The 13,906-nt window shown below is 67.5% G+C and carries 15 protein-coding genes; 5 read left to right on the plus strand and 10 right to left on the minus strand.

Annotated features, from left to right (window positions below; all coding sequences use genetic code 11):
* The coding region (locus tag POM99_RS22510; protein ID WP_438823042.1) for a Tn3 family transposase at nt 1-94 on the plus strand (94 nt) is incomplete at its 5' end.
* A 28-nt stretch (nt 95-122) separates the two neighbouring features.
* Nucleotides 123-419: a WGR domain-containing protein gene (locus tag POM99_RS20450; RefSeq protein ID WP_066969757.1), complete on the plus strand. Its 297-nt coding sequence runs from the start codon at nt 123-125 to the stop codon at nt 417-419.
* 814 nt (nt 420-1,233) lie between these two features.
* Here POM99_RS20450 and POM99_RS20455 read toward each other — a convergent pair.
* From POM99_RS20455 to POM99_RS20495, 10 genes are all read right to left on the minus strand, one after another.
* Nucleotides 1,234-2,889, minus strand: a complete 1,656-nt coding sequence (locus POM99_RS20455) for an electron transfer flavoprotein-ubiquinone oxidoreductase (protein ID WP_438823040.1) — start codon at nt 2,887-2,889, stop codon at nt 1,234-1,236.
* A gap of 21 nt (nt 2,890-2,910) precedes the next feature.
* Entirely contained in the window at nt 2,911-4,275 is a 1,365-nt protein-coding gene (locus POM99_RS20460) for a DHA2 family efflux MFS transporter permease subunit (protein WP_277280544.1), read from the minus strand.
* Nucleotides 4,276-4,379: 104 nt separating this feature from the next.
* Nucleotides 4,380-5,348 (minus strand): electron transfer flavoprotein subunit alpha/FixB family protein, encoded by a 969-nt coding sequence (locus tag POM99_RS20465; protein WP_277280545.1) that lies wholly within the window; start codon nt 5,346-5,348, stop codon nt 4,380-4,382.
* Between the two features lie 2 nt (nt 5,349-5,350).
* Nucleotides 5,351-6,100 carry an electron transfer flavoprotein subunit beta/FixA family protein gene (locus POM99_RS20470; RefSeq protein WP_277280546.1) on the minus strand — a complete coding sequence of 250 codons (750 nt, stop codon included), beginning with the start codon at nt 6,098-6,100 and terminating at the stop codon, nt 5,351-5,353.
* A 9-nt stretch (nt 6,101-6,109) separates the two neighbouring features.
* Complete coding sequence (locus POM99_RS20475; protein WP_277280547.1) at nt 6,110-6,589, minus strand: PaaI family thioesterase; 480 nt, start codon at nt 6,587-6,589, stop codon at nt 6,110-6,112.
* Nucleotides 6,567-7,268, minus strand: coding sequence for an ABC transporter ATP-binding protein (locus POM99_RS20480; RefSeq protein ID WP_277280548.1), 702 nt, complete (start codon nt 7,266-7,268; stop codon nt 6,567-6,569). The genes POM99_RS20475 and POM99_RS20480 overlap by 23 nt, the downstream gene beginning before the upstream one ends.
* Nucleotides 7,261-7,341 (minus strand): ABC transporter ATP-binding protein C-terminal domain-containing protein, encoded by an 81-nt coding sequence (locus POM99_RS22515; protein WP_369011648.1) that lies wholly within the window; start codon nt 7,339-7,341, stop codon nt 7,261-7,263. Before POM99_RS22515 ends, POM99_RS20480 begins: the two co-directional genes overlap by 8 nt.
* Nucleotides 7,338-8,054 carry an AMP-binding protein gene (locus POM99_RS20485; RefSeq protein ID WP_277280549.1) on the minus strand — a complete coding sequence of 239 codons (717 nt, stop codon included), beginning with the start codon at nt 8,052-8,054 and terminating at the stop codon, nt 7,338-7,340. Before POM99_RS20485 ends, POM99_RS22515 begins: the two co-directional genes overlap by 4 nt.
* A complete protein-coding gene (locus POM99_RS20490) occupies nt 8,054-9,208 on the minus strand; it encodes an acyl-CoA dehydrogenase family protein (protein WP_277280550.1) in 1,155 nt (384 codons plus the stop codon). Before POM99_RS20490 ends, POM99_RS20485 begins: the two co-directional genes overlap by 1 nt.
* A 25-nt stretch (nt 9,209-9,233) precedes the next feature.
* Nucleotides 9,234-10,037, minus strand: coding sequence for an IclR family transcriptional regulator (locus POM99_RS20495; protein ID WP_277280551.1), 804 nt, complete (start codon nt 10,035-10,037; stop codon nt 9,234-9,236).
* 328 nt (nt 10,038-10,365) lie between these two features.
* On the opposite strand from POM99_RS20495, the gene POM99_RS20500 reads away from it, so the two are divergent.
* Genes POM99_RS20500 through POM99_RS20510 form a run of 3 tightly spaced genes read left to right on the plus strand, consistent with a single transcriptional unit; the run spans nt 10,366 to nt 13,902 of the window.
* Entirely contained in the window at nt 10,366-11,139 is a 774-nt protein-coding gene (locus tag POM99_RS20500; RefSeq protein ID WP_277280552.1) for an enoyl-CoA hydratase, read from the plus strand.
* A 3-nt stretch (nt 11,140-11,142) separates the two neighbouring features.
* On the plus strand, nt 11,143-12,663 hold the full coding sequence (locus POM99_RS20505) for a 3-hydroxyacyl-CoA dehydrogenase (RefSeq protein ID WP_277280553.1): 1,521 nt from the start codon (nt 11,143-11,145) through the stop codon (nt 12,661-12,663).
* A 36-nt stretch (nt 12,664-12,699) separates the two neighbouring features.
* Entirely contained in the window at nt 12,700-13,902 is a 1,203-nt protein-coding gene (locus POM99_RS20510) for a 3-oxoadipyl-CoA thiolase (RefSeq protein ID WP_277280554.1), read from the plus strand.
* Nucleotides 13,903-13,906: the final 4 nt, after the last annotated feature.

A 13,906-nucleotide genomic window follows, 5' to 3' on the forward strand; every position in this document is an offset into this window, starting at 1 on the left:
TATCGCGCCTGATCTACTCGCCCACGTCTCGCCGTTGGGATGGGAACACATCAATCTAACCGGGGAATATCGCTGGCCCAAATCCTTAGCGTAGGATTCCGCCCCCTCCCGCAAACGCCCCCATGAAAGGCGCAATTCTCCCTGACCCGATCGAGTTGGTGGCGCTCGATCCGGCACGCAACATCCGGCGGCGTTACAGCATTGTGGCTAGGTTCGACCTGTTCGGCATGATCGTGGTCGAAACCCGCTGGGGCCGGGTTGGGGCGCGTGGTCAGGCCCAGCACCATGCCTTCGACGATCATGCGGCGGCCGACCGTCATATCGCCGCGACCTTGCGCCGGCGCGGCACCGCCGAGAACCGGATCGGGGTGGTCTATAAGACTATGACACCCGCCAGCGGTTCGGCCGAGGCCGGCTAAGCCCGCTCGGCGGAGGATCCAAGGTTTCGGAGCCATCGAACGGGAATGTGACTAGCACCAGAGGGCCTTATCTCTGTCAAGCAGAAGGCATCGCCCCATCGTCGATCAAGCTCCAAAACCCGTACACCCTTCAGATCGGCGGGTGCGTCGGAGCCGTCACCGACCGGTTGGGCTGAAAGTGGTGGGCGGCTCGCCCTTCGACTGCTCCCTGACAAAGCGGGCGGCTGAGACGAGAAGCGGGGTGTCGAATGCGTGCCCATCCTCCTTTGCGTCGAGGCGGTCGCGGCAGGCACCTAGCCGCATCGCCAAGGCGCGGAGCGCTTCCAGGTGCGGGTTTGCGAGAGGAGGAAAACCGGCGTGCCCCAGGATCAGGCGGAGCAGCGCGGGGCGTCGATTGAGAGCAACGGGAGCACGGACCTTGTGCCTATTGGGGTCAGCTCACGAAACGGAAGAAATCGTACGCTAAGGTGCGCCACGGCTTTCGCCTAGCAGCAGTGCAAGGCTGCGCCTGCGAGGCATGACATGCAGGAGGGGGCGCTATCAACCCGATTCTGCCGTTCGATCCGTCAGAGGTGCAGTTGCAGGTGTCCGAGTGGAGCAGTCACCCGGACTGGCTCGTCAAGAACAGTAACACGGCAGAATCTGCCGTTCCCTGATGAAAATTACGCGGGCCGGCCTTCCTTGGCAACCCGACATGGACCTGTGTATTGCTGCAATGCCGTTATTGGAATGCTTCCGAACGCATTTCGCGAAGTTGTCGAAGACTAAACCGTCAAGCACCTCAATTGGCACCTTTGCACAAAGAATTTCACCGCTACATCCCCTGATAGATCGGCCCTTCCCCGCCCTGCGGCACGACCCAGTTGATGTTTTGCGTCGGGTCCTTGATGTCGCAGGTCTTGCAGTGCACGCAGTTCTGCGCGTTGATCTGCAGACGGGCGCTGTTGAGAGATGAGGATCCCGACTCGTCCCTCACGATCTCGTACACACCGGCCGGGCAGTAGCGCTGCTCGGGGGCGTCGTACTTCGCGAGGTTCACCGCAATCGGCACCGAGGCGTCCTTCAACAGCAGGTGGCAGGGCTGATCTTCCTCGTGGTTGGTGTTCGACAGGAACACCGAGGAGAGGCGGTCGAAGGTCAGCACGCCGTCGGGTTTCGGGTAGTCGATCTTCGGGCATTCCGACGCGAGCTTGAGCTTGTCGTGGTCGGCGCTGTTGTGCAGCGTCCACGGCGCCTTGCCTTTGAGCACCTTCTGGTCGATGCCGAAGAGCAGCGAGCCCATCCACAGGCCGCGCTTCATGTAGGGCTTGAAGTTGCGCGTCTTGTGCAGTTCCTCGTACAGCCAGCTCGAACGGAAGGCTTCCGGGAAGGCGGCGAGTTCGTCGCGGCTGCGCTCGGCGCCCACCGCCTCGAACGCGGCTTCCGCGGCGAGCATGCCGCTCTTGATCGCGGCGTGGCTGCCCTTGATGCGCGCGGCGTTGAGGAAGCCCGCGTCGTCGCCGATCAGCGCGCCGCCCGGGAACACCAGCTTGGGCTGGCTCTGCAGCCCGCCCGCAGCGATCGCGCGCGCCCCGTAGGCCAGGCGCTTGCCGCCCTCGAGATACTTGCGGATCTCCGGATGCGTCTTGTAGCGCTGGAATTCCTCGAACGGGGAGAGGTGCGGATTCGTGTAGTTGAGGCCCACGACGTAGCCGATCGCCACGAGCTTGTCCTCGAGGTGATAGACGAAGCCGCCGCCGTAGGTGTCCGAGGGCAGGGGCCAGCCGGTGGTGTGCACGACCACGCCCGGCTCATGACGCTCGGCGGGCACTTCCCACAGTTCCTTCAGGCCGATGCCGTAGGTCTGCGGGTCGACGCCGTTCCGGAGGTTGAACTTCGCTTCGAGTTGCTTGCCGAGGTGCCCGCGGCAGCCTTCGGCAAACAGCGTGTATTTCGCATGCAGCTCCATGCCCGGCTGGTAGGCGGGACCCCGCTCGCCTTCGCGTGTGACGCCCATGTCGCCGGTGGCGACCCCCTTCACGGCGCCCGTCTCGTCGAACAGGATCTCGGCGCCGGCAAACCCCGGATAGACCTCGACGCCCAGGGCTTCAGCCTGTTCGCCGAGCCACTTGGCGACGTTGCCCAGGCGCACGATGTAGTTGCCGTGGTTAAGGAAACAGTCCGGCAGCAGGCCGGTGGGCACCTTGCGCCCGCCCGTCTCGTTGAGGAAGATCACGCGATCCTCGGTCACTGCGGTGGTGACCGGCGCGCCCCGTTCCTTCCAGTCGGGGATCAGTTCGTTCAGTGCCCGCGGGTCCATCACCGCGCCCGAGAGGATGTGGGCGCCGATCTCGGCGGCCTTCTCGATCAGGCACACGGACAGTTCCGTGCCCTTCTCGGCGGCCAGCTGTTTCAAGCGGATCGCCGCGGCCAGCCCTGCGGGGCCGCCGCCGACGATCAGGACATCAAATTCCATCGATTCGCGTTGCATGGTCATTTCCTTGGGTCGAAATCACTGAGGCCCATGGGGGAAGGCAGTGCGCCGAATCCTCCAGCCGGGCCATAGGGCGAACAGGAACACGAGTCCGACTGCGATGAAGCTCTCGTCGAAGGCCCGGGTAGCCGCCTCAAGCGCCGTCATGGCTTCCTGTTGATGCGCTGCAAGGCGCCACTGCAGCAGCAGCGACAGCAGGCTGGTGCCGAAGGCACCGCCAAGCTGGCGCGCAAAATTCAGCGCGCCGGCGCCCTGCGCTATCTGGGTGAGCGGCAGTCCTTGCACGGCGCCCGCGTTGAGGGCAGGAATCATCATCGCGAGCCCCAAGCGACCGAGCGCGATCCACGCGGCAAGCATCCAAAACCCCGTATCCGCCGACGAATTTCCGAACAGGAAGAACGACAGCGCGAAGCACGCGAGCCCGGCGCACACGATGTAGTGCGGCGAATGCCGGTCGGTGAGCCGGCCGGCGAGCGGGATGCACAGCGCCAGCACGAGGCCACCGGGCAGCAGCAGCATGCCGGCCTCGAGCACCGAGAAACCCGAGATCGTCTGCACGAACAGCGGCATGAGGAAGGTCGAACCGTAGAGCCCCATGCCGTAGGCGAAACCGACCGCGGAGGCGGCGGCGAACGCCGGATTGCGGAACACGCGCGGGTCGAACATCGGGTTGCGGTGGCGCGCCTCCCACGCGATGAAGGCCGCACCGCAGACGAAGCTGCCCGCCGCAGCGAACGCGACCCCCGCCGGCGTCAGCCCCGCGCGCTGCGCATGGGCGAGGCCGCCCAGCACGAACAGCAGGAAGGAGCACAGCAGGAGGAAGCCCCACCCATCGAAGGCCGGGCGGCGTCCTGCCGCCGGCGCGAAGCGCGCGAGCTTCGCCGGGGCCAGCGCCAGTGCCGCGAGACACAGCGGCAGCGTGACGAAGAACACCGCGCGCCAGCCGAAGGCTTGGCCGAGGAGCCCGCCGAGGGCCGGACCGAGCGCCGGCGACAGCACCACGCCGAGTCCGTACGCGGCCATCGCGCTACCGCGCTCCTCGACCGGATAAGCCTCGAACAGCGCGATCATCGCCAGCGGCTGGATCACGCCGGCGACCGCACCCTGCGCGATGCGCGAAAGGATCAACGCGTCGATGGACGTGGCGTACCCGCCGATCAGCGACACGACGACGAAGATCGCCAGCGCGACGCAGTAGGTGCGGCGCAGCCCATAGGCCCGCACCCACCACGCGGCCGTCAGCATCGTCGCGGCCATCGCGGACAGGAAGCCGGTCGCTAGCCACTGCACGCGCCCCTGGTCGACGGCGAACTCGCGCATGATGTCGGGGAGGACGACGTTGAGGATGGTCGTCGCGAGCACGACCGACGTCGTCCCCAGCATGATCGTCAGCGCGACGGCCCGCCGCGCGACCTCGTTCGTCGCTCGAGCGCCGGAAGATTCCCCCGACAACACGGACTGTGCCGCCCTGAACCGGCGTCGCCGGCTCAGGCGAGCGTCCGTGCGAGCTGCGGCACGACCTCGAAGAGATCGCCGACGAGGCCGTAATCCGCCACCTGGAAGATCGGCGCTTCCGGATCCTTGTTGATCGCGACGATCACCTTGGAGTCCTTCATGCCGGCCAGGTGCTGGATCGCGCCCGAGATGCCGACCGCGATGTAGAGCTGCGGCGCGACGATCTTGCCGGTCTGGCCGACCTGATAGTCGTTGGGCACGTAGCCCGCGTCGACCGCGGCGCGCGACGCGCCCAGCGCGGCGCCCAGGGCGTCGGCGAGCGGCTCGAGCAGCTTGTGGTAGTTCTCGCTGTTACCCAGACCGCGGCCGCCCGAGACGATGATCTTGGCGGCACCGAGCTCGGGACGTGCGCTCTTGGTCAGATCGCGGCCCTTGACGGTCGTCAGACCCAGATCGGCATTGGCCGCGACGGCTTCCACCGTGGCCGAGCCGCCCTCAGGTGCCAACATCGCCGCCGCCTCGAAGGCGGTCGTACGCACGGTCATCACCTTCACGGCGTCGGCCGACTTCACGGTGGCCAGCGCGTTGCCGGCGTAGATCGGGCGCACGAAGGTGTCGGCCGATTCCACGGCGACGATGTCGGAGATCTGCGCGACGTCGAGCAGCGCGGCGACGCGCGGCGCGACGTTCTTGCCGTTGGCGGTGCTGGGGGCGAGGATGTGGGTGTAGCCTGCGGCCTCATTGGCCACCATTCCGACGACGAGCGCGGCGACGTTCTCGGCGGTCTGCGAGTCGTAGTGGGCGGCGTCCGCAACGCGCACCTTGGCGACGCCCGCGACCTTTGCCGCCTGCTCGGCAGCCGCACCGCAGTTGGCGCCGGCAACCAGCACGTGGACCTCAGTAGCCAGATCCGCGCCGAGCTTGGCCGCAGCCGAGACGGTGTTAAGGGTGGCGGCCTTCAGGCTCGCGTTGTCGTGTTCTGCAATAACCAGGATCGCCATGTTCAGATCACCTTCGCTTCGTTCTTGAGCTTGTCGACGAGTTGCGCGACGTCCGCGACGCGCACGCCGGCGCTGCGCTTGGGCGGCTCGGCCACTTTCAGCGTCGCCAGGCGCGGCGTGACATCGACACCGAGATCGGCCGGCTTGACGATGTCGAGCGGCTTCTTCTTCGCCTTCATGATGTTGGGCAGCGTCGCGTAGCGCGGCTCGTTCAGGCGCAGGTCGGTCGTCACCACGGCCGGCAGCTTCATCTCGAGGGTCTCGAGACCGCCGTCGATTTCGCGCATCACCGATGCAACGCCGTCAGCCAGCTGGACCTTGGACGCGAAGGTGGCCTGCGGCCAGCCCAGCAGCGCCGCCAGCATCTGGCCGGTCTGGTTCGAGTCGTCGTCGATCGCCTGCTTGCCGCAAATCACGACCGTCGGCTGCTCCTTGTCGCACAGTGCCTTGAGCAGCTTCGCCACGGCGAGCGGCTGCAGCTCGATCTCCGATTCAACCAGGATGCCGCGGTCGGCACCGATCGCCATCGCCGCGCGGATCGTCTCCTGGCAGGCCGCGACACCGCAGCTCACCGCCACAACCTCGGTCGCGATGCCGGCTTCCTTCAGCCGCACGGCTTCCTCGACGGCAATTTCGTCGAAGGGGTTCATCGACATCTTTACATTCGCGATATCGACGCCCGTGCCGTCCGCCTTGACGCGCACCTTGACGTTGTAATCGACCACGCGTTTGACGGGTACCAGGATCTTCATGCATTCACCTCATGTTTGTGGTTCATCGGGCGGCGCGCCGTCCGGATTCTCGCTGCCGCGGCGGTAGCGGTTGACCGCCTCGCCGTGGGCGATAGGGTGCCCCGCGGCGTCGGTCACCTCGGTCGTCGCGAAAAAGATGCTCCGGCCGCCGGTGCGCACGCGCCCGTGCGCCCGCAGCGTGCCGGCCGCGACCTGGCCGGTGAAGCTCGTGTTCAGCGACAAGGTCACCGCCTTGCGCACCCTGCCCGGCACGCCGGAGTACAGGCCGGCCAGCGCGCACGCGACGTCGATCAGGGTCGCGAGCACCCCGCCGTGCGCCGAGCCGGCGCGGTTCAGGTGCTGTGGCCCGAGCTCGAGCTCGACCTCGACGCGGCCCGGCTCCCAGTGCACGACGCGGCAGCCGAGCATGCGCGCGAAGCCCGAGCCGATCGCATCGTCAAAGAGGCCGGCGGCCGCAGCGCCGCTCTCAGCGTGCGAAGTAGAGCTCATGCAACTGCTCGAGGCTGACCTTCGACGCCGGTTGCGACAGCACCACCTTGCCGCTCTGCATTAGGTGCACATGGTCGGCCACCCCCACCGCCTTGTGCGTGTTCTGCTCGACCAGCACGATCGTGCGCCCCTCGGCCTTGAGCCGCGCGAGGATGTCGAACAGCTCGTTGACCACCACCGGCGCGAGGCCCAGCGAAGGTTCGTCGATGATCAGCAGCTTGGGGTCGGACATCAGCCCGCGCGCCATCGCCAGCATCTGCGCTTCGCCGCCCGAGAGCGTGCCGGCGAGTTGCGTGCGCCGTTCGTGCAGGCGCGGGAACATCGCATAGGCCTTGTCGCAGTTGGCCTGCGAGGCGGCCCGGTGCGCCTTGGGGAAGGCGCCGAGCATCAGGTTCTCCTCGATCGTCATGTCCTTGAAGATCATGCGGCCTTCGGGAATCATCGCCACCCCGCGTTCGAGCATGTGCCAGGTCGAGCTGCCATCGAGCGGCTGGCCGTTCAGCCGGATGCTGCCCTGGCTGAGCGGGACGAGGCCCATGATCGCGCGTAGCAGCGTGGTCTTGCCGGCGCCGTTGGGGCCGATGATGGTCGTCAGTTGCCCAGTCGGCACCGAGATGGAGAGGTCCCACAGAATGTTGATCGCGCCGTAGCCGGCGCGGACGTTGGCAATCTCAAGCATCGCTCGCCCCCGTGTAGCTCTTCATTACTTCCGGATCGCGGAAGACCTTGTCGGGCGTGCCGTCGGCGATCAGTTCGCCGAAGGCGCGGCACCGGCGTAGAGCGTGCCGAGCGTCACCGACGCCAGCCCATACACGTGCGAGATCGGCAGCACGCCATACACGCGGTCCGGCGGCAGGAGCCGGCGCATCCGGCTCGACACCGCGGCAATGAAAAGCAGGTTGCGATGCGTCAGCATCACGCCCTTCGGGTGGCCGGTCGTGCCGGTGGTGTAGATCAGCGCCGCCACCTGGCAGGCGCCGTCCGCCTCGACCGGCTCGGGCGTGCAGTGTTCGTTGAGCGCGCCGATCGCGATTTCGCCGAAGTGCGGCAGTGTGGTGCGCTCCGCTTCGTGGCGCGCCGCATGCGCGGCGGCGTCCGGCGACACGGCGACGGTGTAGAGCGCCCGGCGCGCACCGCTGTGCGCGCCGATCACGTCGATCTCGCGCGGCGACAGGCGGGCGTTGACGTTGACCACCCACGCGTCGCACTGTGAAGCGGCGAAGATCAGCGCGACCTGTGCGGCGCAGTTCTCGCCGACGATCATCACGCGATCGCCCGGGCGCACGTCGAGCCGGCGCAGCAGCGCCGCGCCTTCATCGACCGCCGTGGCGAGTTCACGCCAGGTCCACGCGACGTCGCCTTCGGACACGGCGACGGCCTCGGGCGTCGCCGCGGCCCAGCGGCGCGGGATCTCGTGCAGGCGCTGCGGCAGTGCAGCCAGCAGCGCATCGTCCTGCGCGTCCATCAGGCCTCCGCCGCCTTGATCATGTTGCGCGCGATCACGAGCTGCTGGATCTGCGTCGTGCCCTCGTAGATGCGGAACAGGCGCACGTCGCGGTAGAAGCGCTCGGCCGCGTACTCCGAGATGTAGCCGGCGCCGCCGTGGATCTGCACGCTGCGGTCGGCGACGCGGCCGCACATCTCGGAGGCGAAGAGCTTGCAGCACGACGCCTCGGTCGAGATATCCTCCTTGGCGTCGCGGCGGCGCGCGGCGTCGAGCACCATCGAGCGGGCCGCATAGATCTCGGCCTTGCTGTCGGCGAGCATCGCCTGGATCAGCTGGAATTCAGCGATCGGCTTGCCGAACTGCACGCGCTCCATCGCGTAGCGCAGCGCGTCCTCAAGCATGCGCTCGGCCGCGCCGACGCACACCGCGGCGATGTGGAGCCGCCCCTTGTCGAGCACCTTCATCGCGGTCTTGAAACCGACGCCTTCCTTGCCGCCGATCACGTTCGCGGCCGGCACGCGGCAGTTCTCGAAGATCACGTCGCAGGTGTGGGCGCCCTTCTGCCCCATCTTCTTGTCGATCTTGCCGAGCGACAGCCCCGGCGTGCCCGCCTCGACGATGAAGGCCGAAATGGCGCCCGCGCCCTTCATCTTGGGATCGGTACGCGCCATCACCGTGAAGATGCTGGCCTCCGGCGCGTTGGTGATGTAGCGCTTGGTGCCGTTGAGGACGTAGTAATCCCCGTCGCGCACGGCGGTCGTGCGCAGCGAGGCTGCATCCGAGCCCGAACCCGGTTCGGTCAGTGCGAACGATCCGATGATCTCCCCGGCGGCGAGCTTGGGCAGGTAGTGCTGCTTCTGTTCCTCGGTGCCGTCGATGACGATCCCTTGCGATCCGATGCCGTTGTTGGTGCCGATCAGCGAACGGAAGGCCGGCGAGGTCCTGGCGATTTCGAAGGCGACGAGCACCTCCTCTTCCATCGTCAGGTTCAGGCCGCCGTACTGCTCGGGGATCGAGAGCCCGAACAGGCCCAGCTCGCGCATCTCGGCAACGATATCGGCCGGAATCTCGTCGGTTTCGGCGACCAGGGGCTCGTTCGGCACCAGCCGCTCCCTGACGAAGCGGGAGACGCTGTCCAGCAGCAGGTTCAGGGTTTCGGGATCTCGAATCATGTCTTCCTCTATTGGGTGGGGGCGTTCACACCCGGCCCATGTCCCGCTCCAGCTTGCGCACAAGCTGGACGAGACGCGGACCGAGATCGTTTTCAAGTCTTTCGCGCGGCAGCAGGTAACCGGGGCCGCCGCAGTTGAAGGCCATAGCCTTTTCGCGCTCGATACCGAGCAGCGGCACGCCGACGGAATGGATGTCCTGATGCCATTCGCCGACCGACAGGCAGAAGCCGCGCTCGGCGTAGTCGCGCTGCGCCTGCTCGATGCCGAGCTTGATGCGCGGCCAGTTCTCCTCGTCGGCGAGGCGGATGTGGTCCAGCAGGTAATCGAACTCGTGCTGCGGCAGGCTGCACAGCAGCGCCTTACCCATCGCCGTGGTGGCGATCGGGATGCGCGAGCCGACGGTCAACTGCAGCGTCACGCGCGCGCTGCTGCGGCAGGTCTCGACGTACACCATGCTCAGGCGGTCGCGCACGCCGATCGACACCGACGCCTTCGAGTACTCCGCGAGCTCCTGCATCGCCGGGCGCGCGATGTCGCGCACGTCGAGGTTCGCGATCATCGAATAGCCGAGCGCGAGCACGCCCGACCCGAGCCGGTACTGGCCCTGGCTTTCCGAGTAAGCGAGATAGCCCAGCTTCGTCAGCGTGTGCGTCAGCCGCGACACGGTCGGCTTGGGAATCCCGGTGCGGCTCGCGAGCTCGGCGTTGGCGAGATAGGCCTCGCCCGGCCGGAAGCAGCGCAGGATCTCCAGCCCCCGCGCCAGCGCATTGACGAACTGACGGTCCTTGCTTTCCTCGTCGTCGCCGAACACCTGGATTTCATTGTCCATCGCCATTTCCTCTTGCCTCCACAACATCGATTCGGTTATCTGCCGCCGGTGAAGGCGACGCCATGGTTGCACACGAAAATCTCGCGAGTCAACATTTTTTCGAAACTGCCGTTCGCGCAGCGAAATTAACGCTTAAAACCTTAAAGCCCTTCTGACTTCCCTGAAATGCCTTACGCAGCAGCGTATTAAGCCTCTACTTTCCTCGGTGCGCGCACAGCTGCGCCGGTTTACATCGTCAGGATTCCGCGGTAACGTTCGCCTCACGCCATGCTTTGCGAACCGTAATTTCGCACAGCGAATCATTCGGCGATCACACAAAGGAGGAATGATGAGCGACGAAGTCCTGGTCGAACGCCCGCTGCCGGGCATTGCCGTGGTCCGGATCAACCGGCCCGACGCGCGCAACGCGCTGAACCTGCAGGTGCGCGCCATGCTCGCCGAACACTTCACCGAACTGGGCAGCGATCCGGACGTGCGTTGCATCGTGCTCACCGGCTCCGAGCGGATTTTCGCAGCCGGCGCAGATATCCGCGATCTCGCCGAGCGCAGCGCGGTCGAGATGATGCTGCGGAACACGCATCGCCTGTGGAACGCGATCGCGGCCTGCCCGAAACCGGTCGTCGCGGCGGTGAATGGCCTCGCGCTCGGCGGCGGCTGCGAACTCGCGATGCACGCAGACATCATCGTCGCCGGCGAAGGCGCCTCCTTCGGCCAGCCCGAAGTGCGCGTCGGCGTCATGCCGGGCGCGGGCGGCACGCAGCGCCTGACGCGCGCGGTCGGCAAGTTCCGCGCGATGAAGATGGTGCTCACCGGCCAACCCGTCGGCGCCCGCGAGGCGCTGGAGATGGGCCTCGCCAGCGAAGTCGTGCACGACGCCGAGGTGCAGACCCGCGCGCTCGCACTTGCGACCGAAATCGCCGCGTTGCCGCCGCTCGCCGTCATGCAGATCAAGGAAGTCGTGCTTGCCGGCCAGGACGCCTCGCTCGACGCCGCGCTGATGCTCGAACGCAAAGCCTTCCAGCTGCTCTTCGCCAGCCGCGACCAGAAGGAAGGCATGCGCGCCTTCCTCGACAAGCGCAAACCCGACTACCAGGGAGTCTGAACCATGCTCGACATCACCCGCACCGACCTCGTGCTCGGCATCGTCGGCACCGGCCTGATGGGCCGCGGCATCGCCCAGATCGCCGTGCAAGGCGGCATCCGCGTCGTACTGCACGATGCGCGCCCGGGCGCGGCCGGCGAGGCCCGCGATGCGATCGGCCAGACGCTCGCAACGCTCGCCGCGAAGGGCCGCATCGCCGCAGCGGACGCCGATGCGGCGACCGCGCGCATCGGCATCGCCGAATCGCTGAACGATCTCGCCGGCTGCCACGCCGTCGTAGAGGCTATCGTCGAGCAGCTTGACGCCAAGCGCGCGCTGTTTCGCCAGTTGGAGGACATCGTCAGCGAGACCTGCATCCTCGCGACCAACACCTCGTCGCTGTCGGTCACCGCGATCGCAGCGGGCTGCCGCCTGCCGGGGCGCGTCGGCGGCTTCCATTTCTTCAGCCCGGTGCCGCTGATGAAGATCGTCGAAGTCATCGACGGCGCGCTCAGCGAGCCCTGGGTCGGCGAGGCGCTGACCGCGCTCGCGCAGCGCATGGGCCACACGCCGGTGCGCGCGCAGGACACGCCAGGCTTCATCGTCAATCACGCCGGACGCGGCTTCGGCACCGAGGCGCTGCGCATCCTCGGCGAAGGCATCGCCGCCGTCCCCGACATCGACCGCATCCTGCGTGACGCGGCCGGCTTCCGCATGGGACCGTTCGAGTTGCTGGACCTCACCGGTCTCGATGTATCGCACCCGGTGATGGAGTCGATCTACGACCAGTATTACCAGGAACCGCGCTACCGCCCCTCGCCGATCACGCGCCAGCGGCTCGCCGCGGGGCTGCTCGGACGCAAGAGCGGGCGCGGCTTCTATGTGTACCGCGAGGGCAAGGCCGACATCCCGGCCGAGGACGCGCCGCCCGCGCGGACCGACATCCCGGTGTGGGTCAGCCGGCGCAACGCCGAGGCGGCGACACGCGTCACCGCGCTGCTCGAAAGCCTCGGTGCGCGGCTCGACCGCGCCGATACGCCCGGCACCGCGTCGCTGTGCCTCGTGCTGCCGCTCGGCGAGGATGCGACCACCGCCGCGCTCGCCGAAGGGCTCGATCCGGGGCGCACATTGGCGCTCGATCCGCTCGCCCTCGACGGCCGTCGCACGCTGATGCGCACGCCGCTGACGCAGCGCGAGATGCGCGACGCCGCCCGGGCGCTCCTCGCCGCCGACGGCACGCCCGTCACGGTGATCAACGACAGCCCCGGCTTCGTCGTGCAGCGCGTGCTGGCGACGATCGTGAACATCGGCTGCGACATCGCCCAGCAGCGCATCGCAACGCCGACCGACATCGACCGCGCCGTCACGCTCGGCCTCGGCTACCCGAAGGGGCCGCTCGCGCTCGGCGATGCGCTCGGCGCGCGCACGGTGCTCGCGATCCTCGACGCGATGCACGACTTCTACCGCGACCCGCGCTACCGCCCCAGCCCCTGGCTCGTCCGCCGCGCCCGCCTCGGCGTCTCGCTGCTGACCCCCGAAAACTGATCCCCAAACCGCCCCCATCCCACAAGAGGACTCACCATGCTCGACGCCTACATCTACGACGGCCTGCGCTCGCCCTTCGGCCGCCACGCCGGAAAACTCGCCGCCGTGCGCCCGGACGACCTCATCGCGACGGTGATGCGCGAACTCGTCGCCCGCTCGCCCTTCCGCCCCGAGCAGATCGAGGACGTGATCCTCGGCTGCACCTCGCAAGCCGGTGAGGACAGCCGCAACGTCGCCCGCAACGCGCTGCTCGCCGCCGGCCTGCCGCCGACCGTGCCGGGCCAGACCGTCAACCGCCTGTGCGCGAGCGGCCTCGCCGCGGTGCTCGACAGCGCCCGTGCGGTGACCTGCGGCGAAGGCGAGCTGTATCTCGCCGGCGGGGTCGAGAGCATGAGCCGCGCGCCCTTCGTCGTGGCCAAGCCCGAAGCCGCCTACAGCCGCGATTTCAAAGTCTACGATTCGACAATCGGCGCCCGCTTCCCGAACCCCAAGGTCACCGAGCAATACGGCGGCGACACGATGCCCGAGACAGGCGACAACGTCGCAGCGCAATTTGGCATCAGCCGCGAGGATTCCGACCGCTTCGCCGCGGCGTCGCAGGCGAAGTACGCCGCCGCGAAAGCCACCGGTTTCTTCGAAGGCGAGATCCTGCCGATCAGCGTACCGACGGGGCGCAAGACCCCGCCGCTGATCGTCGCCGAAGACGAGCACCCCCGCCCCGACACGACGTACGACACCCTCACGAAGCTGAAGCCGCTGTTCGAAGGCGGCGTCGTCACTGCTGGCAATGCCTCGGGCCTCAACGACGGCGCCGCGGCCGTGCTGATCGGCAGCGCCGCGGTCGGCGAGCGCGCCGGTGCGAAGCCGATCGCGCGCATCCTCGCCGGCGCCGCGTCGGGCGTCGAGCCGCGCATCATGGGCGTCGGCCCGGCGTATGCAATCCCGAAGGCGCTCGAACGCGCGGGCCTGACGCTCGCGGACATGGACATCATCGAGATCAACGAGGCCTTCGCGCCACAGGTGCTCGGCTGCCTCAAGCTGATGGACGTCGGATTCGACGATCCGCGTGTCAATCCCAACGGCGGCGCGATCGCGATCGGCCACCCGCTCGGCGCGTCCGGCGCACGGCTCGCGTGGAGCGTCGCGCGTCAGCTGCAGCGTACCAACGGCCGCTACGCCGCGATCAGCCTGTGCATCGGCGTCGGCCAGGGCCTCGCCATCATCATCGAACGCGTGTAACCAA

Origin of the sequence: Novosphingobium cyanobacteriorum (genome assembly GCF_029436685.1) — a bacterium.
Taxonomy (GTDB): domain Bacteria; phylum Pseudomonadota; class Alphaproteobacteria; order Sphingomonadales; family Sphingomonadaceae; genus Novosphingobium; species Novosphingobium cyanobacteriorum.